General features: G+C 50.4%; 32 protein-coding genes. 15 read left to right on the top strand and 17 right to left on the bottom strand.

Features of this window, described 5'->3' with window-relative positions; translation table 11 throughout:
- Positions 1-20: 20 nt before the first annotated feature.
- The 6 genes from I8U19_RS02460 to I8U19_RS02480 all read right to left on the bottom strand — a co-directional run bounded on the left by I8U19_RS02460 (position 21) and on the right by I8U19_RS02480 (position 6,351).
- Complete coding sequence (locus I8U19_RS02460; RefSeq protein ID WP_198055081.1) at positions 21-1,568, bottom strand: fatty acid--CoA ligase; 1,548 nt, start codon at positions 1,566-1,568, stop codon at positions 21-23.
- A 287-nt stretch (positions 1,569-1,855) separates the two neighbouring features.
- Positions 1,856-2,608: a VanW family protein gene (locus I8U19_RS02465; protein ID WP_052153874.1), complete on the bottom strand. Its 753-nt coding sequence runs from the start codon at positions 2,606-2,608 to the stop codon at positions 1,856-1,858.
- 105 nt (positions 2,609-2,713) lie between these two features.
- Positions 2,714-3,655 (bottom strand): class I SAM-dependent methyltransferase, encoded by a 942-nt coding sequence (locus I8U19_RS02470; protein WP_052153875.1) that lies wholly within the window; start codon positions 3,653-3,655, stop codon positions 2,714-2,716.
- A 52-nt stretch (positions 3,656-3,707) separates the two neighbouring features.
- Positions 3,708-3,839 (bottom strand): hypothetical protein, encoded by a 132-nt coding sequence (locus I8U19_RS17470; protein ID WP_255517793.1) that lies wholly within the window; start codon positions 3,837-3,839, stop codon positions 3,708-3,710.
- On the bottom strand, positions 3,832-4,707 hold the full coding sequence (locus I8U19_RS02475) for an SDR family oxidoreductase (protein ID WP_033099303.1): 876 nt from the start codon (positions 4,705-4,707) through the stop codon (positions 3,832-3,834). Before I8U19_RS02475 ends, I8U19_RS17470 begins: the two co-directional genes overlap by 8 nt.
- Before the next feature lie 138 nt (positions 4,708-4,845).
- The gene (locus I8U19_RS02480) at positions 4,846-6,351 is read right to left on the bottom strand and encodes a tagaturonate reductase (RefSeq protein WP_198055082.1); all 1,506 of its coding nucleotides are present in this window, start codon (positions 6,349-6,351) and stop codon (positions 4,846-4,848) included.
- Between the two features lie 187 nt (positions 6,352-6,538).
- Between I8U19_RS02480 and I8U19_RS02485 the strand changes: the two genes are divergently transcribed.
- Positions 6,539-6,814, top strand: a complete 276-nt coding sequence (locus tag I8U19_RS02485) for an Mpo1-like protein (RefSeq protein ID WP_033099305.1) — start codon at positions 6,539-6,541, stop codon at positions 6,812-6,814.
- A 44-nt stretch (positions 6,815-6,858) separates the two neighbouring features.
- On the opposite strand, the gene I8U19_RS02490 is transcribed toward I8U19_RS02485, so the two are convergent.
- The 3 genes from I8U19_RS02490 to I8U19_RS02500 form a co-directional block, all read right to left on the bottom strand.
- Complete coding sequence (locus tag I8U19_RS02490) at positions 6,859-8,028, bottom strand: aminotransferase class I/II-fold pyridoxal phosphate-dependent enzyme (protein ID WP_033099306.1); 1,170 nt, start codon at positions 8,026-8,028, stop codon at positions 6,859-6,861.
- 45 nt (positions 8,029-8,073) lie between these two features.
- Complete coding sequence (locus I8U19_RS02495; protein ID WP_198055083.1) at positions 8,074-8,580, bottom strand: DUF1572 family protein; 507 nt, start codon at positions 8,578-8,580, stop codon at positions 8,074-8,076.
- 148 nt (positions 8,581-8,728) lie between these two features.
- Positions 8,729-9,706 carry a 2-hydroxyacid dehydrogenase gene (locus I8U19_RS02500; RefSeq protein ID WP_198055084.1) on the bottom strand — a complete coding sequence of 326 codons (978 nt, stop codon included), beginning with the start codon at positions 9,704-9,706 and terminating at the stop codon, positions 8,729-8,731.
- Between the two features lie 315 nt (positions 9,707-10,021).
- Between I8U19_RS02500 and I8U19_RS02505 the strand changes: the two genes are divergently transcribed.
- The 6 genes from I8U19_RS02505 (at position 10,022) to I8U19_RS02530 (ending at position 14,583) form a co-directional block, all read left to right on the top strand.
- On the top strand, positions 10,022-10,459 hold the full coding sequence (locus I8U19_RS02505; protein WP_033099309.1) for an RrF2 family transcriptional regulator: 438 nt from the start codon (positions 10,022-10,024) through the stop codon (positions 10,457-10,459).
- Entirely contained in the window at positions 10,456-10,650 is a 195-nt protein-coding gene (locus I8U19_RS02510) for a YezD family protein (RefSeq protein ID WP_198055085.1), read from the top strand. Before I8U19_RS02505 ends, I8U19_RS02510 begins: the two co-directional genes overlap by 4 nt.
- A 107-nt stretch (positions 10,651-10,757) precedes the next feature.
- Entirely contained in the window at positions 10,758-11,729 is a 972-nt protein-coding gene (locus I8U19_RS02515) for a sulfonate ABC transporter substrate-binding protein (RefSeq protein ID WP_198055086.1), read from the top strand.
- A 25-nt stretch (positions 11,730-11,754) separates the two neighbouring features.
- Entirely contained in the window at positions 11,755-12,912 is a 1,158-nt protein-coding gene (gene ssuD / locus I8U19_RS02520) for an FMNH2-dependent alkanesulfonate monooxygenase (protein WP_033099312.1), read from the top strand.
- Complete coding sequence (locus tag I8U19_RS02525; RefSeq protein WP_052153877.1) at positions 12,899-13,678, top strand: ABC transporter permease subunit; 780 nt, start codon at positions 12,899-12,901, stop codon at positions 13,676-13,678. The genes ssuD and I8U19_RS02525 overlap by 14 nt, the downstream gene beginning before the upstream one ends.
- A 107-nt stretch (positions 13,679-13,785) precedes the next feature.
- Positions 13,786-14,583 (top strand): ABC transporter ATP-binding protein, encoded by a 798-nt coding sequence (locus tag I8U19_RS02530; RefSeq protein ID WP_052153898.1) that lies wholly within the window; start codon positions 13,786-13,788, stop codon positions 14,581-14,583.
- 40 nt (positions 14,584-14,623) lie between these two features.
- Here I8U19_RS02530 and I8U19_RS02535 read toward each other — a convergent pair whose 3' ends face one another.
- Entirely contained in the window at positions 14,624-15,085 is a 462-nt protein-coding gene (locus tag I8U19_RS02535) for a cysteine dioxygenase (RefSeq protein ID WP_198055087.1), read from the bottom strand.
- Positions 15,086-15,227: 142 nt separating this feature from the next.
- Here I8U19_RS02535 and I8U19_RS02540 point away from each other — a divergent pair, with 142 nt between their 5' ends.
- The 5 genes from I8U19_RS02540 (at position 15,228) to I8U19_RS02560 (ending at position 19,203) form a co-directional block, all read left to right on the top strand.
- Positions 15,228-15,503, top strand: a complete 276-nt coding sequence (locus I8U19_RS02540) for a hypothetical protein (RefSeq protein WP_198055088.1) — start codon at positions 15,228-15,230, stop codon at positions 15,501-15,503.
- Positions 15,504-15,506: 3 nt separating this feature from the next.
- Entirely contained in the window at positions 15,507-16,562 is a 1,056-nt protein-coding gene (locus tag I8U19_RS02545) for a sulfite oxidase (protein ID WP_198055089.1), read from the top strand.
- A gap of 177 nt (positions 16,563-16,739) precedes the next feature.
- A complete protein-coding gene (locus tag I8U19_RS02550; protein WP_033099316.1) occupies positions 16,740-17,279 on the top strand; it encodes an NAD(P)H-dependent oxidoreductase in 540 nt (179 codons plus the stop codon).
- Between the two features lie 34 nt (positions 17,280-17,313).
- Positions 17,314-17,706 (top strand): hypothetical protein, encoded by a 393-nt coding sequence (locus tag I8U19_RS02555; protein WP_198055090.1) that lies wholly within the window; start codon positions 17,314-17,316, stop codon positions 17,704-17,706.
- Positions 17,707-17,847: 141 nt separating this feature from the next.
- Entirely contained in the window at positions 17,848-19,203 is a 1,356-nt protein-coding gene (locus I8U19_RS02560) for an MFS transporter (protein ID WP_198055091.1), read from the top strand.
- Positions 19,204-19,238: 35 nt separating this feature from the next.
- On the opposite strand, the gene I8U19_RS02565 is transcribed toward I8U19_RS02560, so the two are convergent.
- Positions 19,239-19,748, bottom strand: a complete 510-nt coding sequence (locus tag I8U19_RS02565; protein ID WP_033099319.1) for a hypothetical protein — start codon at positions 19,746-19,748, stop codon at positions 19,239-19,241.
- Between the two features lie 60 nt (positions 19,749-19,808).
- The gene (locus I8U19_RS02570; protein WP_370589752.1) at positions 19,809-20,084 is read right to left on the bottom strand and encodes a cysteine-rich CWC family protein; all 276 of its coding nucleotides are present in this window, start codon (positions 20,082-20,084) and stop codon (positions 19,809-19,811) included.
- Between the two features lie 191 nt (positions 20,085-20,275).
- Here I8U19_RS02570 and I8U19_RS02575 point away from each other — a divergent pair, with 191 nt between their 5' ends.
- Positions 20,276-20,743, top strand: a complete 468-nt coding sequence (locus I8U19_RS02575) for a hypothetical protein (protein WP_198055093.1) — start codon at positions 20,276-20,278, stop codon at positions 20,741-20,743.
- Between the two features lie 421 nt (positions 20,744-21,164).
- Here the strand turns inward: I8U19_RS02575 and I8U19_RS02580 are convergent, their stop codons facing one another.
- The 5 genes from I8U19_RS02580 to I8U19_RS02600 form a co-directional block, all read right to left on the bottom strand.
- Positions 21,165-21,821, bottom strand: a complete 657-nt coding sequence (locus I8U19_RS02580; protein WP_232330984.1) for an SdpI family protein — start codon at positions 21,819-21,821, stop codon at positions 21,165-21,167.
- Entirely contained in the window at positions 21,808-22,089 is a 282-nt protein-coding gene (locus I8U19_RS02585; RefSeq protein ID WP_033099321.1) for an autorepressor SdpR family transcription factor, read from the bottom strand. Before I8U19_RS02585 ends, I8U19_RS02580 begins: the two co-directional genes overlap by 14 nt.
- 192 nt (positions 22,090-22,281) lie before the next feature.
- Positions 22,282-22,518: a hypothetical protein gene (locus I8U19_RS02590; protein WP_198055094.1), complete on the bottom strand. Its 237-nt coding sequence runs from the start codon at positions 22,516-22,518 to the stop codon at positions 22,282-22,284.
- Positions 22,515-23,858 carry a sensor histidine kinase gene (locus I8U19_RS02595; RefSeq protein ID WP_033099323.1) on the bottom strand — a complete coding sequence of 448 codons (1,344 nt, stop codon included), beginning with the start codon at positions 23,856-23,858 and terminating at the stop codon, positions 22,515-22,517. Before I8U19_RS02595 ends, I8U19_RS02590 begins: the two co-directional genes overlap by 4 nt.
- Positions 23,859-24,548, bottom strand: a complete 690-nt coding sequence (locus I8U19_RS02600) for a response regulator transcription factor (protein WP_033099324.1) — start codon at positions 24,546-24,548, stop codon at positions 23,859-23,861.
- A 207-nt stretch (positions 24,549-24,755) separates the two neighbouring features.
- On the opposite strand from I8U19_RS02600, the gene I8U19_RS02605 reads away from it, so the two are divergent.
- Together I8U19_RS02605 and I8U19_RS02610 are read left to right on the top strand one after the other, a co-directional pair.
- Entirely contained in the window at positions 24,756-25,001 is a 246-nt protein-coding gene (locus I8U19_RS02605; RefSeq protein WP_198055095.1) for an SHOCT domain-containing protein, read from the top strand.
- 156 nt (positions 25,002-25,157) lie between these two features.
- Positions 25,158-26,363 (top strand): macrolide family glycosyltransferase, encoded by a 1,206-nt coding sequence (locus I8U19_RS02610; protein ID WP_198055096.1) that lies wholly within the window; start codon positions 25,158-25,160, stop codon positions 26,361-26,363.
- Positions 26,364-26,429: the final 66 nt, after the last annotated feature.

Raw genomic sequence — 26,429 nt, forward strand, 5'->3', positions numbered from 1 at the left:
CCCTCCCTCATTCGGGCTGTTTATTGCCACGATCCACTCCTTAATAGAAACTTCTGAATCTTACCGCTGGCATTGCGCGGAAGTTGTCCGACAAAAACATATCTCCGGGGCCGTTTGTACCGGGCCAGCTTTCCGCTTTCCTGGCAAAAGCGATCCAATTCATCGGCCGTGAGATCCGGATTTTTTTTGACCACATAAGCCACCACCCGCTGCCCCCACTTCTCATCCGCTTCTCCCAGGACAGCCACATCCAGCACCCCGGGGTGTTCATGCAACAAATCCTCCACTTCCCGAGGATAAATATTTTCTGCACCGCTGATAATCATGTCATCCACCCGGTCGGCGACCCACAGATAGCCGTCTTCATCGACATAACCCAAATCCCCAGAATGGTACCAGCCTTTGTACATCGCTCTGGCTGTAGCCTCTTCCCGTTTGTAATACCCCATCATCATGCACGGCCCGCGCATGATAATTTCGCCGACATTTCCGGGTTCCAGCACATCATCCGGTTCTGACGGCGCTCCTTCCCGCACTTGGACCACGCGAATTTCATGGCCGAGGCACGCTTTCCCGGCTGATCCCGCCTTGCTCAGCTGTTCGTCCTCGAATAAAAAGGTGACCGCAGGCCCCATTTCCGTCATGCCATAAGCCTGAATCAGATCAATGCCCAACTTTTCCCGGCAGGAGCGCACCAGTGCCGGAGCCATCGGAGCCCCTCCGTAAAAACCGAGGCGCAGAGATCCCAGACGATTGTAGTCAAATTTCTCCTGCAACAACATATTCCACATGGTCGGAGCGGCAAAAAAGTAGGAAATTTTCTCATCAGCAACAATCTGCCATACTTGTTTTGGAGCAAAATGATGCATGATCACCTGGCTGGCGCCGACCATAACACGGGGCAAAAAGCAACAGTGCAGTTCGGCACAGTGAAACATCGGCGCGACGGTCAATCCACGATCTTTCGCCGTCAGCCGTTTGGCTCCGATCACAATCATACCCTGCTCCACCATAGTCCGGTGGGAGTGCATGACGCCCTTGGGCTTTCCGGTCGTCCCGCTGGTATACATGATCGCGTAGAGATCCTCTTCCGATACATCTGCATCGGGCCGGGTATCGGACGCAGCGAGAACCTGCTGATGATAATCAACCGCATAGTCAGGAGGATCAGAGTCAATAAACCAGAAGGCGGTTCCCGGGAAGCCTTTGTGAACCGCGGCAACGCAGGGCTCAACAGCCTGTTCAAACAACACGATTTTCGGTTCGGCATCCTGTAAAATAAACGCGATTTCCTCAGCAGACAGGCGAAAATTGACCGGATTGAAAACGGCGCCGATCTTGGCACAAGCGAGGAGGGAAGTGGCCAGCTCTTCCGTGTTATAAAGGTACGCAGTAACCCTGTCCCCTTTGCGCACACCGGCTGCCAGAAAAGCATTGGCTGCCCTGTTCACCTCACGGTCCCACTCTCTGTACGTCAAACGCCGTCCCTTCCTGACATCATAAACCGCTTCCTTCTGCGGAAATTTGCTGACTGTTTGCTCAAACATCCGCCCAATGGTAGGATGCATCTGGTTCCCTCCCCCAAATCGGATCGCCTGATCTCTCCTGATTCTTTTTCAAATCACTATTCATTAATTTCTTTATATTATGAAACCATTTCTATGATTATTGTAACAAAAAATGAAAAACTGTGTCGTTAACTTCTGAAAGAAAAAGCCGGGCCCGCAAACCCAGCCCAGCTTGTTTTATCTTTCAAAGGGGATCGGTACTATTCTGCGGCAACCTTTACAACCAGGGAGCCGGAAGCAAAAAGCGGCACCAATCCACAACCTCGGAAGAGTCCAAACTTAACTTTTTACTGTGGAATCCGCAGCGGATTTTGCAACTCTCTTTTTATTTTTTTCGGATCGAGAGACATCGGCTCATCCGGGGTGACGCGGATGATTTCCGGCAGTGTGGTTGGCGGAGCGGCTACTTTCCGCCTCAGCGCATTAACATGAGCTGGAGCATAGATTGCCACTGTGATTCTCCCGTTTTGAGTCTTCGCCGCAATTCTGATTGGAACGTTTAATTGATTTTGAAACTTGAAATCAGGTTCTTTCCAGGAAACAGTGGCATCCCTTCCTTTCGGCACATATGTAACAACATGACTGTGGCTCACCCGTTCAATAATGCGCAACCCGGCAGCATCCGCGGCATTGTACAAAGTGGAAGAGGTTTGGCAGACCCCGCCGCCGATTCCTTCCGTATACTCTCCTTTCACAATCTCCGGAGCAGGCAAATATCCGCGTTGAGGCGTCCGCTTTCCCACCACCTGATTAAAGGAAAACACCTCTCCCACATTCAGCACATGGCCGTTAATCGCCTCGCTTGACAGTTGGATATTGTGGACGCGATTCGTCTTGGTCTGGTCAAAAAAAGTTGCATAGGAAGCGAGCAGCTTGTCTCCCGTATTGAGCAAATCAAGCGTTTCCAGCCTCCCGTCCCTTGTCGGAACGCTCACTTCCGTTTGCTTCGGAGGAGCCTGGTTCCCGGTTTGATTTTGCTTCAACGCACAGCCGGATCCCAAAAAAAGCGCACACAGAATAAAAATCGCCCAGCGCTTCATTTTCAACCTCCTTCCTGCTAAAGGTAATTTTCTCCCCATCCATCAAAAAAATGTAAAGAGCCCAGATTCCCGCATGGGGAAAATGGGCTTTGCCGGAAACCGCGATCAATGAAAAAAGGATCGAAAAAAGCGCACTTGCGGCTCATCGCCTTTGTTTTTCACTTCGGCCAGAGCCGCCCGGTAAAACCGGTATGCGTTCATATGGGGACCACCCGGATTCATGTAGCGTTTCCGAAATTCAACCGAATTGACATCTTCCACCAGCTTCAGCCCGTGTGATTCCAGATAGGCGGGAAGTTCTTCGGGAACCATCCCGAACGTCCACGGCTCATCAATCCATGTCAGCAACCGGTAGATCCGCCGCGTCTCCGGGCTGCTTGCCAATGTGTCAATCGCCTGCTTATGGACGTAGGTAAAAAGGATAAAACTCCCCGGCGCCGCCGTGCTGATAAATCGCAGCGTCAGATCGACCGCTTGTTCAATCAGATAGTTGGTCACCCCTTCCCAAATGAAAAAGGCGGGCCGGGTTAAATCAAATCCCGCCTTCAGCAACGTATCTTCCAATTTTTGAACATTCAGATCCGTCTCTACAAACGTCACTTTCCGCGTCCGGCGCTTGAGCACCCGCTTCAGCTTTTTTTGCTTGACCGACAGGGTTTGCGGTTGGTCCACTTCAAAAACATGCACCCGCTCAATATCCGCAATCCGATAAGCGCGGCTGTCATATCCCGAGCCCAATATGACCACTTGTTCAATTCCTTTTTCCAATGCATTTGTCAGATGATCATCAATCAGCCGGGTGCGGGCCACCCCGGATGCTCTTGCCCCCGGGCCAAAACAATCGACGAGAAAGGGAACCACTTTCCCGAACAACGGTACCCGTGACAGGCAGGAAGCCACCTGCAAGGGAAGGCTTAAAAATCTCACTGCAAACGGGTCTTCAAACAAGCGCCTCTCTTTCGGAAAGGAATACTCCAGCGCCCGAAAAAAAGCGACGAACTCAGCCGTCTTACTCGCCCGGGCGCTTTTTCGCCTCTTATGGCTCATCAGTCCTTTCCACCTCCCATTAAGGAGAATAACCAGGCAATCAATGAGAAGATCATTTTTCATTCATATGTTCTTTTTCTTGCATTATGTTCTCCCGACAATCGGCCGAGGCAAGCAAAAAAAATGGAATGGCATTCTGAACAGATTCGGAACACCATTCCATCACCATCTCTTTTTTAACCATTCACGATCTCTCCGCCATTCACATGGAGAATCTGCCCGGTCATATAAGAAGAATCATCCGATGCCAGAAAAACATAGGCCGGGGCCAGTTCCACCGGTTGTCCGGGTCTTCCCATCGGGGTATCGGTGCCGAACTTGGCCACCTGGTCGGCCGGAAAAGTGGACGGAATCAGCGGCGTCCAGATTGGCCCCGGGGCCACGCCATTGACGCGAATTCCCCTTTTCACCAGGGAGAGCGCCAATGAACGGGTAAATGAGACAATCGCTCCCTTCGTTGCCGAGTAATCGATTAATTGCTCATTTCCCTTGTAAGCAGTCACCGAAGTTGTGTTAATAATGGCGCTTCCTTGCTTTAAATGCGGGGAAGCGGCCTTGACAAAATAAAAAAACGAAAAGAGATTCGTTCGGAACGTTTTTTCCAGCTGAGCCTGAGTAATCTGTTCCACTCCCGACTGCGGTGTCTGCTCAGCAGCATTATTTACCAGAATGTCCAGCCGGCCCAGCTCTCTCACCACTTCGGTGACAACCTGTCCGCAAAACGATTCGTCGCCAATGTCACCGGCAAACGCCAACAATCGCCGGCCCAACCCTTCCACATACCGTTTTGTCTCCGCGGCATCGCTCTCTTCATTCAAATAAACAATCGCCACATCAGCCCCCTCTTTGGCAAAAGCCACGGCGACCGCCCTGCCGATCCCGCTGTCCCCTCCGGTGATCAAAGCCACTTTTCCCGCAAGTTTGCCACACCCGGGGCGGTCGGGCCGATCAAACACCGGCCGCGGATCCATTTCCGCTTCCAGTCCGGGTCGCCTCTCCTGATGCTGCGGCGGAAGAATGGGCTTGGACTTCGTTTGACTTTGTTTGGACAATTTCTTTCCTCCTTCGCTCTTTATATCCTTAGGTTGTCCAAAACGCCACCCTCTTATCTCCCAAGCCAACCCCGCCAATTCGTGCCCCGGTACGCACGGAGGCTGATTTCTTTTTTTATTCTGCAATTGCTTTTGTTTTTAACAGCGGGTGTTCACATCGTTTCCCCGCTCCATCCGCGCCAGATGTTGCAACACCGATTCCGGCAATCCATCCACCTGTGTCAAATCTCCCCCCCATAATCGCTCATTGCCCAAAATTCTCCCAACCCGCTCCTTTTGTGAAATATTCCGAACAGAACAGCCAGCGAATTGCGCATGGAAAAAAGCAAGGATTTCCCAGTCATCCCGAACCGTATAATCCTGCCCCGCCAAATTGGTTCCGATATATTCCTCCCCTTCCTTCCGCACTTGAAAGAAACGGATTAAGCCGGCAAGAGCCCGCACAATGCCTTGCGGAAGCCGGCCTTGTTCAGCCAGAAAAGACTGAAGCGAAGGCAAGAGGCGAACCCTGAACTTGCTGACGCTGTTCAGCACTATATCGGAGAGCCGATGTTCGATGCAGGGATTGGCGAAACGTTCAAACACGCTTTTGGCATACTTTTTCATTTTTTGCTGATCCAGCGGAAGTGAAGGGATGATTTCCGTTTCCACCGTCTCCCGGACAAAGCGGCTGAGCTCGGGGTGCTCCATCACTTCCCTTACCAGACTGCATCCGTATAACAGGCCAAGCGGCGCCATCAGTGTATGGGCACCGTTCAAAATGCGCACTTTTCGCAATTGAAAAGACCGCAAATCCGCAACCCACTCCACATTCAGCCCGGCCTGTCGCAACGGAAGCCTGCACTCCAGTTTGGGTTCCCCTTCAATCGCCCAAAAATGGTAAGGTTCCGCCGTGTTCAGCAATTCATCGCGATAGCCCCATTCATCAAACCACCGCTCCGCTTCCGTATGGGGATAACCGGTGACAATCCGGTCCACCAGCGAATTTAAAAAGCGATTATGGCAATCGACCCACTGAAGGAAAGCACCGGGCAACCCCCAGTCCCTGGCATGACGTAGCACACACGCTTTCAGCTCATCGCCGTTGCGATCCACCAGTTCACAAGGGAGAAGAATCAGGCCTTTCCCGGGATCACCGGCAAAATGAAGGTAACGCCGGTACAGAAAATGAGTCAACTTTCCGGGAAAAGATTCGGCCGGTTTCTCCGGGTTCCACTCCATCCGTTGATAAACCAGCCCTGCTTCGGTGGTGTTCGACACAACCCATTCCAGTTCCGGCTTTTCGGCGATGGCCAAAAAGCCCGGCCAATCTTCATAAGGGTCAACCAAGGTGGAAAAAACAGCAATCCTCTCCCTCTGCTCCACCCATTCTCCTTTCTCCATTCCCCGGATCACCAGGGTATAAATCCCGTCCTGACGGCATAATTGCTCCAGTTTGTGCCGGCCTGAAGGACGAGGTTGTATGACGGCAATGCTTCCCGAAAAAAGCCCCTGCTTCCGGCAAGAGTGAATCATCCAGTCAAAAAACCCGCGCAAAAAATTCCCTTCGCCGATCTGCAGCACTTTGACCGGGCTTTTTTTCATCTGTTCATACGCTCTTCTTTCTGTATCGGTTAAACACTCTTTGCCCAAAATGGGTTTCACTTTTTCTTCTCCTTTTTTGTCAACGCGGATTGCGTGTCTCCTGTCATCCCGCGATGACGAAAATTCCTGTACAAATATTGTAACAAATCTCCGTTGAATTAAGATTATTCTCTATTTTGCCGGTTGCTGATCCCTGTGAAATATTTCATAATAAAAATATATAGTTTCCAAGGAAAGGAGTATGAAAATGGATTTTTCGAAAATGTTGGAAAAATATCATCAGAACCATCAACATCCTGTGAATAAAATGACGCATGCCATTGGCATTCCTTTGATCATCATCTCGCTTCCCTGCTTTTTCTTCCAATGGAAACTGGCGCTGCTCTTGTTCGTCGTCGGCTGGATTTTTCAATTTGTCGGACACATGTTTGAAGGAAAAAAACCGACTTTCTTTTCCAATCCCGTTTATTTGCTGGTGGGGCCGATCTATTTCCTGCGAAAATTAATAAAAGGCAAGAGGTGAGATAATAACCCTGCCCATATCAACACGGCGGCAGGGTCACTTGGTCATGCTCCCGCTTTTACTTCCAAAAACCCCTTAATTCTTCGCACCGCTTCATCCAGCAATGTTTCCGGCTGAACCAGGCTGATTCGCACATACCCTTCTCCCTGTTTTCCAAAAGTCTCTCCTGGAACCAGAACCACTCCCGTTTCCTCCATTAACTCCTCGCAAAATTCCATGGATGAGACCGCATACGGAATCCGGGCCCAAATAAACATCGTTGCCGGCGGCTGTGAAACCTCCCAGCCAGCTTCTCTCAGCCGCTGCACCAGGAAATCTCTTCTTCGCTGATAAGTGTTCACATGATCCCGAAACAGGATTTCCCCTTGCCGCAAAGCTTTTTCGGCCGCTTTCTGCACAGGAAGGAAAATCCCGTAGTGTGTATGGGACATAAGGCTTGCGAGCGATTCAACCATCTCCTGATTGCCCGCCATATAACCGATGCGGCATCCGGCCATGCTGAATGTTTTCGATAACGAGTTGAATTCAACACCCACCTCTTTTGCCCCGGGCACGGACAGGAAACTGTGGGCCCGCCGACCGTCATAGACCAGCTCGGAATAAGCGAAATCATGGATCACTTTGATATCGTATTTTTTCGCATAAAAAACAACTTCTTCAAAAAAAGACAAAGGAGCCATCTCCGGGATCGGGTTGCCGGGGTAGTTCAGGTATAACAGTTTCGCCCGTTCCAACACTTCGCCGGGGAGAGAGGAAAAATCAACAAGATAACGGTTTTCCTGCTTAAGCGGAAGCCGGATGACCCGTCCCCCGGCCAGCAGAACACCAATCTCATAAATCGGATAGGCAGGGTCCGGAATCAGGGCGAGATCGCCAGGGTTGATACAGGAGAGCGCCAATTGCGAAAGCCCGTCCTGCGTCCCGCTGAGCTGCAATACTTCATGATTCGGATCAATCGCCACTTTATAGCGCTTGTCGTAAAAGTCAGCAACAGCTTCATTGAAAGACGGCAGGGCCTTCAGGGTATAACCGTAGGCGGACGGATCAGCGGCCCAACCTGACAACGCATCCAAAATCTCCGGATGTGGAGGAAGATCAGGACTGCCAATGCTCAAATCGATGATCGATCTCCCCTGCCGTTTCATCTGTTCTTTATGTTCAGCCAATTTTTTGAAGATTCCCTGCGGCAATGTATGTAAGCGATGTGATTTCATCTCTTTTCCTCCATTCCGATCATTTAATTGTCAATCACAACCCGTTCAATCCAGTTGCCAGTCCCCGCCGGAGAATACCAAATACGGCGACGTTAATCGTTGATAGGAGGCACCAAGCCTCTGTTTGGCGAGACAGATAATCTGCGCGGCATACTCCGCCTGATGAACAACCGTATTGAATACCAGATCCGAAACCGGAATGAGCTTTCCCCGAAATCTGACGGATTGCCCGGCTTTTTCCGGCGGAAGCTGATCCAGGACACGGATCGCATCACTGAAAGAAGATTCCAGCAAGGCCAGTGTTTCCTCTTTCGTCAGCTTCCGCGGCCGGAATTGTTCATGATCCACTTCTTTTCCCATTATCGTCTCATTCAAGAAAAATGCCAGATTCCCTGCCATATGCAGAACAAGCCAAGCGATGCTGTTGCTCTCCCGGTTCGGACACCAATTGATGTCCTCATCATTCAGTCGGGCAATGCACTCTTTTGCCCGCTCCAACGTGCTTTCCAGCTTTTTTTGATACAACCGCAGCGGAGCCTTCTCTGCATCCATCCGGTTTTCTCCTTTCGCCTCTGCGGAAGAGCAGATCTGACACTTCCCTGTCAAAGTCATCCGCACAAGAGTTCACCAATACCCGGCGAGCTTTCCAGTTGCTTGCCGGGTTGATAAAAATTGACCCCGTCGGAAACTTGCCCGCTGTTTAAAGCAAATCCTTTAATTCTTCGACCACGTTGGGCGGCGTTTGGCCGGTGACAGCGGCAACCAGATTTTTGGCAGCCAACATGGCCATCTTATGTCTCGTTTGCGCTGTTGCTGAACCGATATGCGGGAGTGTGACGACATTGGGCATGCGTAACAGCGGGTTGTCGGTTGGAACCGGTTCCTGGTAAAAAACGTCCAGTCCGGCGGCACGAATCCGTTTATTTTCCAGCGCTTCGATCAATGCGGCTTCATCCACGGTCTTGCCCCGCGAAGTGTTGATAAAAATAGCCGATTCCTTCATTAAGGCAAACTGTTCACGCCCGATCATGTGCTTTGTTTCCGCGGTCAGCGGAACCATCAACACAATAAAATCAGCCTGCTTCAAAAGGGTTTCCAACTCACAGTAGCGGACGCCCAATCTTTCTTCCACATCGGGCTTGCGCCTTCGGTTAAAGTAAAGCACATCCATGTTAAACCCGAGCTTTCCGCGTCTGGCAATCGCTTCCCCAATGCGGCCCATCCCGATAATCCCGAGCGTCCGGCCATGAACATCAACGCCGAACAAATGCGTATCGTCCCCATTGGTCCATTTTCCCTCTTTTACAAAGCGATCCAATTCCGGGACGCGCCTGGCCGCCGATAAAATCAGGGCAAATGCCAGATCGGCCACGGTTTCATCCAAGACGTGGGGGGTATGGGTTCCGAGCACATTTCTCCTCTTCATCGCCTCAAGATCAAAATTGTTGTAACCGACGGACATATTGCTGACAACTTTCAGTTTGGGGGCATGCTGAAGCAGCTCATCGTCAATCTTCCCGCCGCTGATGAGCAAACCCTCCGCATCGGCAATTTCCCGGAGCAATTGGCTGCGGGGAATTGGGGTGTCTTTTTCCCATTTCCGGTATGTACAATGTTCGGCAATATATGCTTCAGCCTCTTTCGAAACGCGTCTAGCCAGAAATACATGCGGTTTCATCTTTCTCCCCCTCTTAAGCTCTTTTCTAAGGCCATTATAACTCTATTCTTGTTTTCAATGACATGCGTTCGTCCTGTTTAGTTCCTATTTTAAAACACAGTAATTTGATAGGAAATGACAAAATAATGATTGACTGACGCGAAATATTATAATAAATTTGAGTTAAGGAAATATTGTCCAAGTATAAACCATCGCCAAAGAACATATATATGAGACATTCACCCAAAAGTCGACTAATACACTTGGTATTATAGAAATTAAACATCGCGGCGTGACGGTTTACTGTACCAACTCCGCTTAGAAGGAGACAAGAAAATGAAAGTTTCTACCCGTGGAGAATATGCATTGCGTGCTCTGATCCTTCTGGGGCAGCATTCCGGCGTCATCTCCATCGGTGAAATCGCCGAAAAAACGTTGGTTCCTGTCAATTATCTGGAGCAGATCCTCCTCCAGCTCAAAAACCTCGGTTATGTCAGAAGCAAAAGGGGAATTCGGGGAGGATACGCACTGCGCAAGCCTCCTGACCAAATCGTGATCGGTGAGGTGATCCGACAGCTGGAAGGGCCATTGGCACCGATGGGTTGTGTCAGTGTTACCGCTTATGATCCATGTCCCCTGGAAGAGGGATGTCTGTTAAAACCGCTGTGGACCCTGATCCGCGATACCGTCGCCCGGCTTCTGGAAAATACGACGCTGGAGGATTTGCTGGAAGGCCGCATTCCAAGAGAGGAAAGGAGAGTGAAAAAAGCATGAAGCCAGTTTCGTTCCCGGATGAAAAAATCCACCGCATTTGGGAAGCGTTGAAAGGTCTTCAATACGGCACGGTTCTGATCACCGTTCACGATTCCAATATCGTGCAAATTGAAAGAACCGAAAAACATCGCTTTCCGTCCGAAGCTTCATCCTTGTCCAAAAAACATGCCAGCGCGGCAAATAAAAAATAGGAGAGACCATTCGATGCCGACCGGACCACCGGAGGCCCCGTCCCTCATCATCGAACTGAGGGTTTTGGGGCCTTTTTCATTTTTCGGCGAGATGAGGTGAATACATCATGCGCATCAAACAGACACTGAGGTTCTTTTCCATCGCCCTTCTCATCGTTTTGTTCACTTCGCTGACAATCGGTTGCCAGCCGGCTGATTCCGACGACAGGCAAAACGAAATCCGCATCGGCTATCAGAAGTTCGGCATATTGAGCATTTTGAAAGCCCGCGGAACATTGGAAAAACGTTTGAAATCCCGCGGAATCAAGGTGAAGTGGATTCAGTTTCCGGCCGGTCCGCAGCTGCTGGAAGCCCTGAACGTCGGCAGCATTGATATCGGCGAAACCGGAAATACACCCCCGATTTTCGCGCAAGCAGCGAATGCTCCGCTCGTCTATTTCGCAGCCGGAACGCCGCGGCCCGAAGCGGAGGCGATCATCGTTCCCAAAGATTCCCCGATTCGCGGCATCAGGGACCTGAAAGGGAAAAAAGTGGCACTGAACAAAGGTTCCAACGTCCATTATCTGTTGGTCAGGGCATTGGAAAAAGCGGGACTGACATACAGCGACATCCAACCGTTTTATTTGGCACCGGCCGATGCCAGGACTGCTTTTGCCGAAAAAAACGTCGATGCCTGGGTTATTTGGGACCCTTATTATGCGGATGCCGAAACCAGTCTGCAAACCAGAACGTTGACGGATGCTCATGGATATACGTCCAACCGCTCTTATTATCTTGCGGCAAAAAACTATGCTGCGCAGCACGGGGACGTGATCGGGATCATTGTCGATGAGCTGAAAAATTCAGCCGATTCGTTTAACCGGAATCCCGATCAAACCGCCCGGCTCTTGGCCAAACAGATCGGGATGGACCTGAAGCCGGTCAACCTGGCGATTCAGCGCGCTGAGTATGGAATCGAACCGATCAATCAATCCATTATCGACGATCAACAGCAGATCGCCAATACTTTTCTGCGCATTGGCCTGATTCCCAAATCGATTCAGGTTCGTGACGTCGTTTGGCGGGAGCAAAAATCATAACTCTTTTTGAGAAAGGATGATAATCATGCAAATATTCTGGTTTATCCCCACACACGGAGACGGTCGGTATCTGGCTACCGCATCAGGCGGACGCGCCATTGGATTTCCGTATCTGAGACAATTGGCCCAAGCGGTTGACCATCTCGGTTACAGCGGAGCATTGCTGCCGACCGGACGGTCTTGCGAGGACGCATGGATTGTCGCCTCCTCTTTATTGTCTGCCACAGAGAGAATGAAATTTCTGGTCGCTGTCCGTCCCGGCCTGATCTCTCCCACGCTTGCCGCGCGAATGGCAGCCACGTTTGACCGCTTATCCGCGGGCCGTCTGCTCATCAATATCGTAACAGGCGGAGATCCAGTCGAATTAGCCGGTGACGGCCTGCATCTGGATCACGATACCCGTTATGAGTTAACGGACGAGTTCCTGACCGTCTGGCGGGAAATCATGCGGGGAGAAGATGTTTACTTCACCGGAAAACATTTGAAAATTTCCGGCGGCAAACGGATTTTTCCGCCTGTGCAAACCCCGTATCCCCCCCTTTACTTCGGAGGGTCTTCACCGGCGGGAATGAAAGTCGCGGCCAAACATACCGATGTTTATCTCACATGGGGTGAGCCCCCGAAACAAGTAGAGGCAAAAATCGGACAAGTGAGGAAACTGGCTGCCAAACAGGGAAGATCATTGCGCTTCGGCATCCGTTTGCATGTGATCGTCCGGGAGACGGAAAAAGAAGCCTGGGCGGCAGCTGAGCGTTTGATCCGCTATGTTGACGACGAGGCGATCGCGAAGTCAAAGCGTATTTTTGCCCGTTATGATTCTGTCGGACAACAACGGATGACCCGGCTTCACAACGGAAAAACAACCGATTTGGAAATCAGCCCCAATTTATGGGCGGGCATCGGACTGGTTCGTGGAGGTGCGGGAACAGCTCTTGTCGGGGATCCACGCACCGTGGCAGAAAGGATGCGGGAATATGCGGACCTGGGGATAGAAACGTTTATCCTGTCTGGCTATCCCCACCTGGAAGAAGCCTATCGGGTCGCCGAATTGCTCTTCCCGGAATTACCTTTAACCAATAATCCGCCTGCTTCTCATCCTCATGTTTACAGTCCCTTTGGCGAAATCGTGGCAAATGACCATTTCCCCCGGGAAAAAGAAGGTGTTGCCCATGAAGCTGAGTAATTTCCGATGGCGAACAAAGATGGATGCCCTTCTGTCCTGGTCTCTCCCGGCCATTTTGGTAATCCTTTGGCAAATCTTCAGCAGCATGGGCTGGATTTCCACGGAAACCCTTCCGGCCCCCGTCACCGTGATCCGGACGGCCATTCACCTGGCCCGTTCGGGAGAATTGATTCATCACATTGATGACAGTGCCGTCCGCGCATTGCTCGGTTTGGCAATCGGCGGAAGCATCGGCCTGGTGTTGGGCTTTTTAAACGGAATTTCTCGATTTGCGGAAAAAATCCTCGATTCCACTGTGCAGATGTTGCGAAATATCCCTCATCTGGCCCTGATCCCGTTGGCCATCATGTGGTTCGGAATCGGTGAAGAATCAAAATTGTTCCTCGTGGCCCTGGGTGTGTTCTTCCCGATCTATTTGAATACTTTTCATGGCATTCGCAGTGTTGATCCCGGACTGCTGGAGATGGGAAAAATTTTCCGCCTGACAAAGAGGGCTCTTTTTTGGCACATTATCCTGCCCAATGCATTGCCATCCATTCTCATCGGATTCCGCTATGCCCTGGGGATTATGTGGCTGACGCTGATCGTAGCGGAAACCATTTCCTCAGACTCGGGAATCGGCTATATGGCGATGAACGCACGGGAGTTTATGCAGATGGATGTGGTGGTTTTAAGCATTTTGCTCTATGCCCTGCTCGGCAAACTGGCTGATCTTGTGGCAAAAGCTTTGGAAAAACGCTGCCTGCGCTGGCGGGTAAACGGTTAGCTTTCTCGCAAAAAATGGGTTGCAGGCAGGAACATGGCATCCCCCGGTCTCTTCGACTGTGCCGCAAGGACATGAATATTTTCTGACATCATCAGGGGGTGTTTCAACTGAACCGCAAAGTTTCAGGAACAACGCTGGACATTCGGGGGTTAAAAAAACAATTTGACAATCGCCTGATCTTGAACAACATCGATCTTCTCGTTCAACGGGGCGAATTTCTCGCTGTCGTCGGCCGTTCCGGCAGCGGGAAAAGCACGCTGCTTCGCCTGATTGCCGGACTGGAAGAACCGAGCGGCGGCGTGATTATGCAGGAAGGAAAAGCCATCTCCGGGCTGAACGACGCCGCCAGAATCATGTTTCAGGAACCCCGCCTCTTGCCGTGGCGAACTGTTTTTGCCAACATTGCGCTCGGCATCCGGGACCAAAACGGCAGAACGGAAAAAACAGCCCGCATCCTGGAGCAGGTCGGTTTGGCCGGTTACGGGAAGCAATGGCCTGGAGTCCTTTCCGGCGGGCAACGTCAACGGGTCGCCCTGGCACGGGCTCTCGCAAGCAATCCCCGCCTTCTTTTGCTCGATGAACCATTGGGCGCTCTGGATGCCCTGACACGGATTGAAATGCAGCGGTTAATTGAAAAGCTTTGGCAAGAACAACGATTCACGGCTCTCCTGGTTACTCACGATGTCGAGGAAGCCGTCATCCTGGCTGACCGGGTCATCATGCTGCGAGACGGGAAAGTGGGAATGGATATCCGTATTCCTCTGCCCAGGCCGCGACAGCGGAACAATCCGCTCTTTGCTTCGCTGGTCGGCACCATCCTTGACCAGGTAATGGCCTCAACGGACCGGCAAAAGTCGCAAACCCTGAACTTGGTCACTTCCAAAACGGATAAAGCTTCATCCTAACCCTGCTGTCCGAAAACAGGGTCAGTACCGCCTCCCCATTTTATTTATAGATTTTCATCTCTTGTAACGGCGGAGAATACAAGTGGAAGGTGACAAGCCTCTGCGTGGAAGGATTGCGCATTTTATGAATCTGCCCTTGCGTGGCAAAAAAGAATTGGCCAGGCCCGTAACGGTTTTGCTCATAAGCAAACGGTTCGTCCTCTTTTTCCAGAACGTACAAATGGTTAATCAAATTTCCTTCCACCACCTGACCGCATCCAATGGAGCAACCGTGATTATGGATCGGTGTTTGTTTCATTCCGGGGATATGAATCACAACCGCCTCGACGAAATCCGAACGGTAGACCACATTTCTCCCGTACGGATTCCCGTCGGGGCTGGTCACATAAGGGAGGATTTTTTCACGCGTACACCCGATGGCCTGTACCGCTTCTTTCAGTTCACGGAATCCCGGGTGTTCCACCTTGGACAGTACCTCTTTAATCTGCCTTAAAAAATCCATTTCTCTTCCCTCCATCAAACGGAAATGATCACTTTCTTTACAATATTTACTTAATTAGTCAAGATTTAATGTCTGATTGATCATCTTCAGAATATGCTGTTTTTGACACCTTGGTTCGTTCCATTTTGAAAGGGTGAACGTGATGGGTTACATCAATTTGAAAGAACGATACTTTCTGCTGAGGCATCTGGAAAAAATCAAAATCCATGTGTGTCGTGAGGAACAATCCCTGATCACTTCCATTCTGGGCAAAATCAGATTTCCCGACATTCTCTTCACGCCGGCGGAATATCGCTTCCTCAAAACGGTCATCGTTTCCTGTCTCCATGACGCCATGGATCAGAAAGATGAAATCCAGGTCAACTTTCTCCGTTGCCTCTCCTCAAAAATTGAACAATACGCTTGTCAGGAGGAATGAAAAATGAATCAACAAAACGGCAGAAAAAACCATCCTTATCCGCTCACAGTGAGCCTCAATCCCGAAAATCAGGAGACACCGGTTCATTTTGTGGAAGACTGGATCACTCCGGTGGAATTGATGTATAAACGGAATCACTTTCCTTATCCCTCTGCCGCCGACATTCCCGCCACCCTTCATCTCAACGGGCTGGTCGATCATCCTTTGACGCTGGACTATGAAGATTTGTTGTCATGGCCGTCCAAAACCCTTGTCGTTCCCTTGGAGTGTGCCGGCAACCGGCGAACATCTTACTCACCCAGGGTCTACGGCGTTCAATGGCAGAAGGGGGCCATCAGTCAGGGCCGGTGGAAAGGAGTGCCTCTTGCCTCTCTTCTTAAACGGGCGGGGCTCAAAACGACGGCAACAGAAATCGTCTTTTCGGCCATTGACCAAAGCCCCGACGGAACCTCCTATGCCCGCAGCCTGCCGGTGGAAAAGGCACTGCACTCGGATACCATCATTGCTTATGAATTGAACGGAAAACCCCTTCCCTTCAAACACGGATACCCCTTTCGCTTGATCGTCCCCGGCTGGTATGCCATGGCTTCCGTAAAATGGCTTTCGAAAATAACAGCCATCGACCACCCCTTTCAAGGTTTTTTCCAGACAGAAGATTACGTCTACTACCCCCATGACGATACAGATGAAGGCAAAACCCCGGTCACAACGATGAAAGTGAATTCAATCATTCAGCAGCCGCAAGACTATGATGTAGTGAAAAAGGGAATAAACAAAATCAAAGGATTTGCCTGGACGGGAGAAGGAAGGATTGTAAAGGTGGAGATAAGCACGGACAACGGCCGATCCTGGCACCCGGCAACATTGCACTCAGAACCGCAGCACCCCTACGCTTGGACTTTTTGGGAGTTCTTATGGGAAGCCAAATGTGAAGGAAAATTTACCATCATGTCACGCGCGACTGATTCAGAGGGGCGAACCCAGCCGATGGAACCCGTCTGGAACCGGAAAGGATACGGATACAACGGTATATTTAAAGTCCGCGTCAAGGTTGAGTGAAAAAAATGCCCCTTCGCCAAAACCCCCCTTTTTTCTGCCATTCACCCATCAATTTTTGTATAATTCAGAAACAGTTCCCGTTCACTCTTTCGCAACCCGTAAGATCATGTTAGAATAAAACCTGTTTACTAAATCAAATAGTAGAACTATACATCTGACATAAGGGGAGTTTTTGCGATGAAAGTATACGTGGTTTACGATAGCGAAAGCGGACATACAGAGGTACTGGCCAAGGCGATCGGACAAGGCGCACAGGAAATTGAAGGTGCAGAAGTGTTCGTCAAACATGTGAACGAAGCGGACGTTCGCGATTTGCATGATATCGATGCCCTGATCTGGGGTTGCCCGGGTCACTTTGGCACCATCAGCGCCGGCTTAAAAAGCTGGATCGACAAGCTGGGATACCTGTGGGCAGCCGGAAAACTGGTTGGAAAAGTGGGCGCCGCCTTCTGCACCACGGCCACTTTGCACGGCGGTGCGGAAATGACGCTGTGGAACTTGATCACCCCGATGATGCATAACGGAATGATCATTGTCGGTCTGCCGAGCAACGTGCCGGAAAACGTTTTGCATGGCTCATACTATGGGGTGGCGGTAACCTGTCCGGTGGAAGACAGCGAAGATGCACCAAAAAATATGCCCACCGAATCAGACCAGGCTCTTGGACGTGCATTGGGGCGCCGTGTAGCGGAAGTAGCAAAAAAACTTCACGGTTAATTCATTTGATCCAATAACGTCAGGAGTGAAATCGATGGGATTAGTAATCATCATTCTCTTAATGGTGGTTGGGATTCTCTTTTTGATTATCTTTAACGTAAGAGCTGTCAAAAACAAAGACAAAAAAAGAGTGACATCAGCTGAGAATCCCACCCTCCAGTCCAAACCGGACCCGGTTTCCGCAGAAGAACCGGATTCCACGGCGGCCATGGATCAATCGAAGCCCAAGGTGGAGACAAAAACCAAGGTGGCTCCGAGAACAACCTCTACCAAACAAGAGATTTCCAGGCAGACAGACCAGGAATACCGCGAAGCGCTGCGACGTGGTTTGTCCGCGATGACAAAACCGGAAAAACCAGCAAAAAAAGATCACATCGATGATGATGAGTACCGGAAAATGCTGCGCCAAATGCAGCAAAAAAAATAGAATTTTAAAGTACTCCCCTTAAAGGGCCCGAAATCGTTCTGACATCCCTTTAAGGGGGGTTTTTCCATCACTGACAAAGGAGATCGAAAACATGGAGAACTTCATTTTTATCACTGTTTTTACTGTCCGTGGTGAAACAAAATGAACGGCAAAAAACCGAACCGCCTCCTCTTTCTCATCGCCATCGCATCGGGGACCTTGCTAAATCCGCTTAACTCGTCAATGATTTCCATGGCCCTTCACCGCATTCAGCAGGATTTTCACCTTTCATTTACGACGGTCTCCTGGCTGATCTCCTCCTACTATCTGGCCAGCGCCATCGGTCAGCCCGTTATGGGCAAAATCGGTGATCAACTGGGCCGCAAGAATATTTTTCTCATCGGTTTGCTTTTGGTCGCCCTGTCGGCTTTGTCAGCTCCGTGGGCCCCGACTTTTCTCATTCTCATCCTGGCCCGGCTGATCCAATCTTTTGGCAGTTGTTCCATTTACCCCTCGGGCATGGGCATGATCCGGGAATATATCACGGAAAAGCAGGCTTCCGCCTTGGCGATCATCTCTTTATTCGCCACCGGAAGCGCCGCCTTCGGTCCCACCATCGGCGGATTTCTCATTGATCTGGGCGATTGGCCGGCGATTTTTACGGTGAACATCCCGGTCATTTTGATCAGTCTCCTGCTGGGCTGGTTCTACCTGCCGCCCGACCGCGACAAGGAGCGGCCCTCCTTCCGGCAAACGGTGAAACAACTGGATCTGCCCGGAATCTTGTTATTTGCGGCCTCCATGGTCTTCTTGCTCTGGTTTTTGCTTTCCTTTAAAACCCAAGTCCATCCGCTGTCTGGAATTCTGGGAATTCTCCTGCTCGCCGGATTCATCTACCGCGAACTTCACGTGGAAAAACCGTTTATACAGCTTCGGCTGTTTAAAACCAACCCCTTGCTGAGCTGGGTTTACCTTCAGTTTATCGTCTTGAACATTTATAACTACTCGATTTTTTTTGGGTTGCCCACCTACTTTCAGGAGGCAATGAACCTGGATGTGAAAACAAGCGGGCTGCTCATGCTGTTCAATGCCGGATTCGGTGCCTTGATTTATCCGGTGATGGGAAAATGGATTGACCGTTCCGGCGTAAAAACCCCTCTGATCATCAGCTCTTTCTTGATGGTTGGCGGAGCTTTGCTGTTAACCTTTGTCTTCGTTCACCTGCCGTTGTATGGGATGGCCTTTGCTTTGGCGATCATGGGCCTCAGTTACGGAATCACGAACGTATGCCTGCAATCTGCCCTGCTGATGGTCGCCCCTCCCTCAATGACCAGTTTGGCGTCCGGACTTTTTCAAACATGCCGCTATATGGGTTGCATCCTGTCGTCGGTTCTGCTGGGACTGGTATTCGGCACGAAAATAAGTCCCGGCCACCTGCAATGGATGGGGTATGCACTCATCGTCTCCTCACTGGCCAGTGTCTGGATGAGCTTAAAATTTAACCCTCGCCAAGATTGACGAGGGTTTCTTTTTTCGCTTTAAGGTGTTGCCCCTTACTGACCCGCTTTTACTGCAAACTTCGCCTGGTGAAACTCAATCACTTTCCCGTGAACCGGGTCATTTCCCTCATATTGAACGGCAGTGACCGTATATGTACCGGGCTTGAGCATGCTCGGGTCTTTTTCCAGAGCCAGTGTTCCCTGGAACATCTTGCCCCCGTGCTCCGTTTGCAACCAGCGCTTATTCACAAAAATAAAAACGTCTTTATCATCAGCAAAGTTTTCAATTGTAAATCCTGTTTGTACGGTCAGATCATCTTCCCCCAGCATCAGAACCGGAATGTCTCCGTCCGCTGCTTCACCGTCCGCTGTTTGGATCGTCAGCTTTCCATCCCCTGTTTCCGAAGCACCGTCCGGAAAGGGGATTTTCATTTCATCCTTTTTGGTTGCCTCCGCGCCGGAAGGAGCTTTCGCTTCATCCTTGATGACCACTTGATTTGTGTTACAAGCAACTATGAAAATAGAGACAATTCCCAGGATCAAAAAGAAAACACCTTTTTTCACCTGTGATCCCCCCTTATGTACATGTTCAGCTCAGGCAGCCCAGACAGCCGTTACCCACTATTATAAATTCCTTGCTCCACTTGACAAAAACCTCATCCCGTTTTCCGGTTTAACTTTCCTCCTGAAGTTTGTGAGACATTCCTTGCATATGCACGATTGATGCAACTGCTCCGGAGGAACAAGCCCAAAGATTTCCGGCGGAAAAGTTTCAGCGGTACACCAGCAACTTCCCTGCGGCGGCCGCGAAAGATAACCACACGCGTTGTCCCGGCCGCAGATGGGGCAGTTTCGCGCCTGCCCGTTATTTTCTTCCATTTCTTTCCCTCCCGATACCATCAATCTGAGTATACCACCGACCGGCAAAGTTCAGAAACAGTCTTGTCCATTCTCAACTTGGGTCGCATTTATAACTCTTTCGGGCTATACCGGTCCAAGAGAAAGTTATATAAAATAATCATGATTCATACTATTAAATGATTGGAAGCAGCCATGCTCTCCAACAAGAACAGGAGGTTGAACATTACCGTATGCATTCCATGTCCTCTCAAGCAACCCCGGATGCGCTGCCACTGGCCGTTCACGCCGCTTCCCTTGTTCTGGCGGTGCTCCTGAGCAGCTTGTTGGTCTGTCTGGCCTCAAAAAACAGAGGAAAAATCCCTTGTATGTCAGGCATGATGACGGCGATGACGAACGCCACGATGTCCGGTTTGACGACAGGTACAGTCTTGGGAATCATGCAGATGACCATGTTTGTGCCAACCGCCGTCGCGACGCTTTTCGGTTTGGCTGTTGGTTATTTGACCGGACGACCCTATGGCCTGATCGCTGTCATCGACGGAATGCTGGCGGGAATCATGGGTGGCTTGATGGGGGCGATGCTGGGAGTCATGGTCATGAATGATCATCCGACCGATACTGTTTTGTTGATCGATCTTCTGTTTGTCATTTTAACCGCTTGTTCCGTTAAATTGATCAAAGCGAATCAAGACGTTTAAGCTGATCCGCTCCCTGCAACCGGCCGGGGAGTTTTTTTAATGAATTGACACGGCGAATCGTTTTCTGCCATCCTGAAAACAATACAGAAACGCAGCTGCAGCGGGACAAGGGGCGGATCACCGTGGAGAAACCGATTAAATGCCTGGAATGCTACAAGCAAAGACCGGGCGGTCGTTGTAATTTCTGCCCGGTCAAAAACAAGGATCAATACGAGGAAATCGGAGGAGGATTTTATATAAAAAAACAAGCAGGAGAAAATCGTATACCCAAGGAGGACAAATAGTCCTTCAGAGGCTGCGGCCAACTTAAGCAGAAGGGGATTGGCGTTTTTCCGCAACGACCTGGAAAAAACCAATCCCGCCGGACTCCTGTTTTCGGGCGTGTAATCAAACTGAGAGTCCCCGCTCATCCACCGGCAGCTCAATCATCGGAAATGGTTGGTGGTTTGGCGTAAAAATAGGAGGCCACAACCGCGATCAGCAACCACAACAGAATCAGGCCCAGCACGGCCCAGTTCCCCATGGAGGAGGGCAGGACCCATGCGAGAACGATGATCAGCAGACCGGTGGGAATGCCCAGATTCCCCGCCAGCCGATGCGTACGAAGCCAGCTTCTTTCGCTGGAAAGAGTCCACGCCGTCCGGATGCCAATTCGCCAGTTGGGTTGAAGCCGGGGCAAAACATTTGAATACAGAAGAATCAGAAGGCCGATCATCGCAGGCACGAATTTCAGCGGAATCCCGATGTTTAAGGCACTGGCCAGAGACCAGAGAGCGATCAATCCGAAAAAGACGACGGTAATGCCGCCGATATACCGGTAAGTGGGCCAAAATTCCCGGTAGTTTTTCTTTTTCGGATCGATTCTCCAAAGCACATGCCATAAGAGAATAACCAGCAACATGGCTCCGGGTTGAATGAGAACGGCAACAAGGCGCGGCCTGAATCGATCCGGTTGCCCTGCCAAATTGAAATGCGTCGGAACTTCGGCCGGAAGATGTGGATAAGCCAAAATTGTCAATACCATCACCAAGATCCATGCAGCCCAACCCCACCAAGGAATCGCTTTACTCTTCATCATCGTTTCCACTACCTCCAAAGCGTTCTAAAAGCCACGCAAGCCAATCTTGTAACACGGTCGTGTTCAGCCGGTAGATGATATACGTGCCGTTTCGCTGGTCTGCAACCAGATTGGCATTTTTGAGCACGTTTAAATGACGGCTGATGGTCGGTTGTGCATGCGAAAAATGGGTCGCAATCTCACCGGCTGTTTTGGGCCCTTCCTTCAATAATTCAATGATTTTCCTGCGCGTCGGATCGGCCATCGCTTTAAATACATTTTCATTCATACAAGTTCACCAACCGTTATTGCTTTCTGCTGGCTGTTCATAATATTATTATATAGCCATATAGCTAAATAGTAAATTATACGACGGCCGCATTTTCAAAACACACGACTGTTCATCAATCGTGAAGGTCCACACGAGAACATTCAATTTTCCTGCATAATGAAAAGGCCTCGTCCGACCCCGGACCTCTCGTTACCGATTTTGCATGTGCTCGGCTTCCGCGCGCCTCAAGGGCCTTGGCTGGTGAATATCACAGTGGCAGACACCATTTCGTCCGGCTCTGTACAATCGCTCCCCCTCTGCTGTCCGGTAATCGATCATCCCCTTGTGCCACTTGTGTTTCTGATGCGTCGGGGACACGGCAGCCCAGGAAGCGGATCCGGGCGGTGTGCTGTATCCAGCCAAGGTTTCTTCTGCGATCGTTATCATTTCCGGAAAACATGGATCGGTTCTCCAAGGGGAAGCCAACCGCTAAACTCTGCTCCGGCATCAGCCCGATTTGCGGCCGTGAGATCGCCACCGTGGGCTTTGAAGATGCGTTTGGCGATGGTCAGTCCCATTCCGGTTCCGCCTGTTTCGGCATTTCTCGATTTTTCCGCCCGGTAGAGGGGTTCAAATACATGCGGCAGATCCTGTTCGGGAATTCCCGGCCCTGTATCGCTGATGGTGAAACATACCTGATTTCCTTTCCTGTACCACTTCACCGTGATTTTCCCGCCCGCCAGTGTATAACGCAAAGCATTGTCGAGGAGATTGCCGACAGCCCGTTCCAGCAAATGCGGATCGCCTTGAACCGGACACGCCGTTTCCTCTCCGCTCTCATCAACGATTTCCACATTCTTGGCCTGGGCGAGCAATCGGTAATGTTCGATCATCTCCTTCATCCACAGTCCAAAATCAAATGGTTCACGTTTATTCACATCCATTTGTTCCATATATTCGGTTTTCGCGTAAACGAAAAGATCAGAGACCAGCCGCTCAATCTGTTCTGATTTCTGCCTGCAGACACTTAAGTACCTGGCCGCTTTTTCCGCCGTTTCCGCTTTCCCCTGCTCAAGCCTGAGCAAATAGCCCCGCAGCACGAATAACGGCGTGCGGAGGTCGTGCGCGATGGCAGTGAGAAAGAAACGGCGCTCTTCTTCCAAGGTTGCCTGGCGCTTGAGCGATTTCCTCAATCCTTCTCCCATCGCCTCAAAAGCAGCCCTTACATCCGCCACTTCGGTTACGCGGGAGGTCGGGATCCGAAAATCCAAATCACCTTCGGCAATCCGTCTGGCTGCGGAACTCATCGCAGCAAGCGGCTTCAGCACATATCGCCCCATCAGCCAGCGGTTGAAGATGATGGCGAGGATCATGGCAATGACCGCCGATAATATGCCATAAATTTGATTATGGTTAAAAACAAACAGCTTGACCGTCCCCCGCATTTTTCCGTCTTCGATGACCATGACCTGTTGGCTGTTAAATTGCTTCGGATTATACGGACCCGTCTGAAAAATCTTCTTTCCCGACGGATCGGTGATGGAAACGGCGATTCCTGAAGCTTTGAACTTGGTTTGAATCGTTTTTTGCCAGTCCGCGTTCCGCCATTTGTCCACACTGCCCGTGATTTCCCGGATCGCCCTGTCCGCCAGCGCCGCTTTCGTCTGCGTCTGGTGGCTGACAATCGGCTGGATGACAAACCCGAGAATCCCATAAAAGAGCCGGGACAAAATGATCACCGACAACAGGCCGGCAAAGATGAATTTGCGAATCCGCATCGTTCTCATTTAATGCGCTCCTTCAAAACGGTATCCTACACCCCATACATTGACAATCAGTCTGGGATGGTTGGGATCGGCTTCGATTTTTTCGCGAATCCTGCCCATATGGACGATCACCGTATGCTTATCACCCACACCATCCCAGAAACGGTCAAGGAGTTGCTCATAGGTAAATACTTGCCGGGGATGCTCCGCAAGTAAGAGCAGCGTTTCAAACTCCTTGGGTGTCAGGGATACCGGATGGCCGTTCACCCGAACTTCATGGGCCCGGACATCAAGCGTGAGGTGGCCAAACCGGCGAACGGCTGCCTGGGGAATCCTCTGTTTGCCATAGCGGCGAAGCACCGCTTTTACCCGCGCCACCACTTCCACCGGCGTGGCGGATTTGACGATATAATCGTCCCCGCCGATTCCCAGTCCCCGGATTTTGTCCACATCTTCACCGCGCGCGCTTAAAAACAGAATCGGAACATCGCTTGTCCGCCGAATCTCCCGGCACAGCTCAAATCCGCTCCGGCCAGGCATCATCACATCCAGAAGCACGCACTCCACGGTTGAATGCCGCAAAATGCGAAGCGCCTCTTCGGCATCGTACGCCTCTTCGACACGAAAACCTTCATCTTCCAAAAAATCCCGCATTAACTCCACAATCGCTTTATCATCATCGACAACCAAAACGGTTTGTTTGCTGTTCATCATAACCCCCCATCGTAACGGAATTGCAGCGAAGCACCTTCATCTTAACACAGCAAACAAGCCAGGATCAGGCGCTCTGCTGAATTATGACCGCTTCGTGATCAGTTTGTGACTTTTCATCCGATTTATCTGTGATCGGTAAAAGGTATCTTATTCACATGACACCCGGCGGACAAAATACCGCAATCCTGAGGAGAAGGTGATTACATGTTTTTAGCTGCAAATCATGATTTTCATTTCTTCCCTTTAATTTTCCCGTTTGGTTTTTTCTGTATCGTGTTTGCAACATTCCTGATCTTCCGCATTATTTCATTCCGCCGTTACGGACGCTGTTACTGTTACAACCGTTTCGACGGCCGGCTTGAGGCGGAGGAGATCCTGAAGCGCCGCTTGATCAACCATGAAATAAGCGAAGAAGAATACTTGAAACTGAAAGAGATTTTGCGTAAGTAAGGTTAAGCCAACGTCCCTGGGTGTATTGGAGATGTTCCCATATGTGTTTTAAGCGGGAATCATCTCTTTTTTCATTTTTTCAGACTGAAATATCAATATTAAAGAAATGGTATGCTTTAAGGGAAAGGCACACATCCCTCGAAAGGTGATGATTTCATGGCACGTGTTTTATTTGTCAACGCAGGAGCAGAAGGACATATCAACCCCACTCTCGGCGTGGTTCGTGAACTCATCCGCCGTGGTGAACAGGTTGTCTATTTTACCACGGAAAACATGCGTGATCGAATTAAAGAGACAGGCGCTTCGGTACGTACGTTTGACACCGAAAAGTTTGTCAAAGCGTTCCTGAAGGGCGGAAGATCCCATCTGCTTTCCAGAGTGAACGGCCTCTTGCGCACAACCGATATCGTGATCCCTGCCGTTTTGGAACAAACAAAGGGAGAGCAATACGATTACATGATTCACGATTCAATGTTCGGGTGTGGCCGTTTACTCGCACAAATACTCAACTTGCCGGCAATCAACTCCTGCACGAGCTTTGCGTTCCAACAGACCACTTTTGACCGTATGCTGGATCACTTTTCACGCCGTCTACCTGCAGAAATCAATGAACGTGTGCAACAAGACTTTCAACAAATGGTCAGTTCCGTGCAAAAGAGATACCGCGTGAAAATCGGCTCTGCTTACGAGGTGTTCTGCAATCCCGCCCCATTGACCATTGTCTACACGACAAAGCAGTTCCAGCCCGAAGGAGAGAGCTTTGACGAAACGTACAAGTTCGTCGGGCCATCCATAGCTCCACGATCGCACGTCCGGTTTGATTTTTCCGAGCTGGACACAAGCAGTCTGATTTACATATCACTTGGCACGGTGATCAATCAAGCAGTGGATTTCTACAAACTCTGCATTCAAGCTTTTGCTGATACGAAACATACGGTCATTTTATCCGTCGGCAGGCAGACGCGAATCGAAGACTTGGGGGAGATTCCCGGGAATTTTGTTGTCCGCAATTACGTACCGCAGTTGGAAATCCTGCAGCGTGCCAAATTGTTCATCACACACGGCGGCATGAACAGCACGTCCGAAGGACTCTACTACGGTGTACCGCTAATTGTGATTCCTCAAAGCGCCGATCAACCTCTGATAGCACAGCGTGTGGCGAATCTGGGTGCGGGGATTCAATTAAAACAGGAAGGGCTGACTCCCGCCGGTCTCAGAAAGGAAGCGGAGCGCATACTTGAGGATTCTTCCTTCCGCAATGTTTGCCGGAAAATCGGAAATTCGTTTCGTGCGGCAGGGGGATACCAACGAGCTGTCGATGAGATCTTTGCATATAAGCGCAGTCTGGGCATCACCGAATAAACCAACATACTCCCCGCGCAGTGAGGGACCGGCCTGACGCACATAAGGCTTTTACCCGATGGATCG

The organism is Thermoactinomyces sp. CICC 10523 (genome assembly GCF_016055105.1).
In the GTDB taxonomy this organism is placed as follows: Bacteria; Bacillota; Bacilli; order Thermoactinomycetales; family Thermoactinomycetaceae; genus Thermoactinomyces_A; species Thermoactinomyces_A daqus.

Bases quoted from the DNA above. Each gene is read 5' to 3' on its own strand.
- I8U19_RS02460 (WP_198055081.1), bottom strand. From the start codon at position 1,568: ATGCATCCTACCATTGGGCGGATGTTTGAGCAAACAGTCAGCAAATTT.
- I8U19_RS02465 (WP_052153874.1), bottom strand. From the start codon at position 2,608: ATGAAGCGCTGGGCGATTTTTATTCTGTGTGCGCTTTTTTTGGGATCC.
- I8U19_RS02470 (WP_052153875.1), bottom strand. From the start codon at position 3,655: ATGAGCCATAAGAGGCGAAAAAGCGCCCGGGCGAGTAAGACGGCTGAG.
- I8U19_RS17470 (WP_255517793.1), bottom strand. From the start codon at position 3,839: ATGGTTAAAAAAGAGATGGTGATGGAATGGTGTTCCGAATCTGTTCAG.
- I8U19_RS02485 (WP_033099305.1), top strand. From the start codon at position 6,539: ATGGATTTTTCGAAAATGTTGGAAAAATATCATCAGAACCATCAACAT.
- I8U19_RS02490 (WP_033099306.1), bottom strand. From the start codon at position 8,028: ATGAAATCACATCGCTTACATACATTGCCGCAGGGAATCTTCAAAAAA.
- I8U19_RS02495 (WP_198055083.1), bottom strand. From the start codon at position 8,580: ATGGATGCAGAGAAGGCTCCGCTGCGGTTGTATCAAAAAAAGCTGGAA.
- I8U19_RS02500 (WP_198055084.1), bottom strand. From the start codon at position 9,706: ATGAAACCGCATGTATTTCTGGCTAGACGCGTTTCGAAAGAGGCTGAA.
- I8U19_RS02505 (WP_033099309.1), top strand. From the start codon at position 10,022: ATGAAAGTTTCTACCCGTGGAGAATATGCATTGCGTGCTCTGATCCTT.
- I8U19_RS02510 (WP_198055085.1), top strand. From the start codon at position 10,456: ATGAAGCCAGTTTCGTTCCCGGATGAAAAAATCCACCGCATTTGGGAA.
- I8U19_RS02515 (WP_198055086.1), top strand. From the start codon at position 10,758: ATGCGCATCAAACAGACACTGAGGTTCTTTTCCATCGCCCTTCTCATC.
- ssuD (WP_033099312.1), top strand. From the start codon at position 11,755: ATGCAAATATTCTGGTTTATCCCCACACACGGAGACGGTCGGTATCTG.
- I8U19_RS02525 (WP_052153877.1), top strand. From the start codon at position 12,899: ATGAAGCTGAGTAATTTCCGATGGCGAACAAAGATGGATGCCCTTCTG.
- I8U19_RS02535 (WP_198055087.1), bottom strand. From the start codon at position 15,085: ATGGATTTTTTAAGGCAGATTAAAGAGGTACTGTCCAAGGTGGAACAC.
- I8U19_RS02540 (WP_198055088.1), top strand. From the start codon at position 15,228: ATGGGTTACATCAATTTGAAAGAACGATACTTTCTGCTGAGGCATCTG.
- I8U19_RS02545 (WP_198055089.1), top strand. From the start codon at position 15,507: ATGAATCAACAAAACGGCAGAAAAAACCATCCTTATCCGCTCACAGTG.
- I8U19_RS02550 (WP_033099316.1), top strand. From the start codon at position 16,740: ATGAAAGTATACGTGGTTTACGATAGCGAAAGCGGACATACAGAGGTA.
- I8U19_RS02555 (WP_198055090.1), top strand. From the start codon at position 17,314: ATGGGATTAGTAATCATCATTCTCTTAATGGTGGTTGGGATTCTCTTT.
- I8U19_RS02560 (WP_198055091.1), top strand. From the start codon at position 17,848: ATGAACGGCAAAAAACCGAACCGCCTCCTCTTTCTCATCGCCATCGCA.
- I8U19_RS02570 (WP_370589752.1), bottom strand. From the start codon at position 20,084: ATGGTATCGGGAGGGAAAGAAATGGAAGAAAATAACGGGCAGGCGCGA.
- I8U19_RS02575 (WP_198055093.1), top strand. From the start codon at position 20,276: ATGCATTCCATGTCCTCTCAAGCAACCCCGGATGCGCTGCCACTGGCC.
- I8U19_RS02580 (WP_232330984.1), bottom strand. From the start codon at position 21,821: ATGATGAAGAGTAAAGCGATTCCTTGGTGGGGTTGGGCTGCATGGATC.
- I8U19_RS02585 (WP_033099321.1), bottom strand. From the start codon at position 22,089: ATGAATGAAAATGTATTTAAAGCGATGGCCGATCCGACGCGCAGGAAA.
- I8U19_RS02590 (WP_198055094.1), bottom strand. From the start codon at position 22,518: ATGATAACGATCGCAGAAGAAACCTTGGCTGGATACAGCACACCGCCC.
- I8U19_RS02595 (WP_033099323.1), bottom strand. From the start codon at position 23,858: ATGAGAACGATGCGGATTCGCAAATTCATCTTTGCCGGCCTGTTGTCG.
- I8U19_RS02600 (WP_033099324.1), bottom strand. From the start codon at position 24,548: ATGAACAGCAAACAAACCGTTTTGGTTGTCGATGATGATAAAGCGATT.
- I8U19_RS02605 (WP_198055095.1), top strand. From the start codon at position 24,756: ATGTTTTTAGCTGCAAATCATGATTTTCATTTCTTCCCTTTAATTTTC.
- I8U19_RS02610 (WP_198055096.1), top strand. From the start codon at position 25,158: ATGGCACGTGTTTTATTTGTCAACGCAGGAGCAGAAGGACATATCAAC.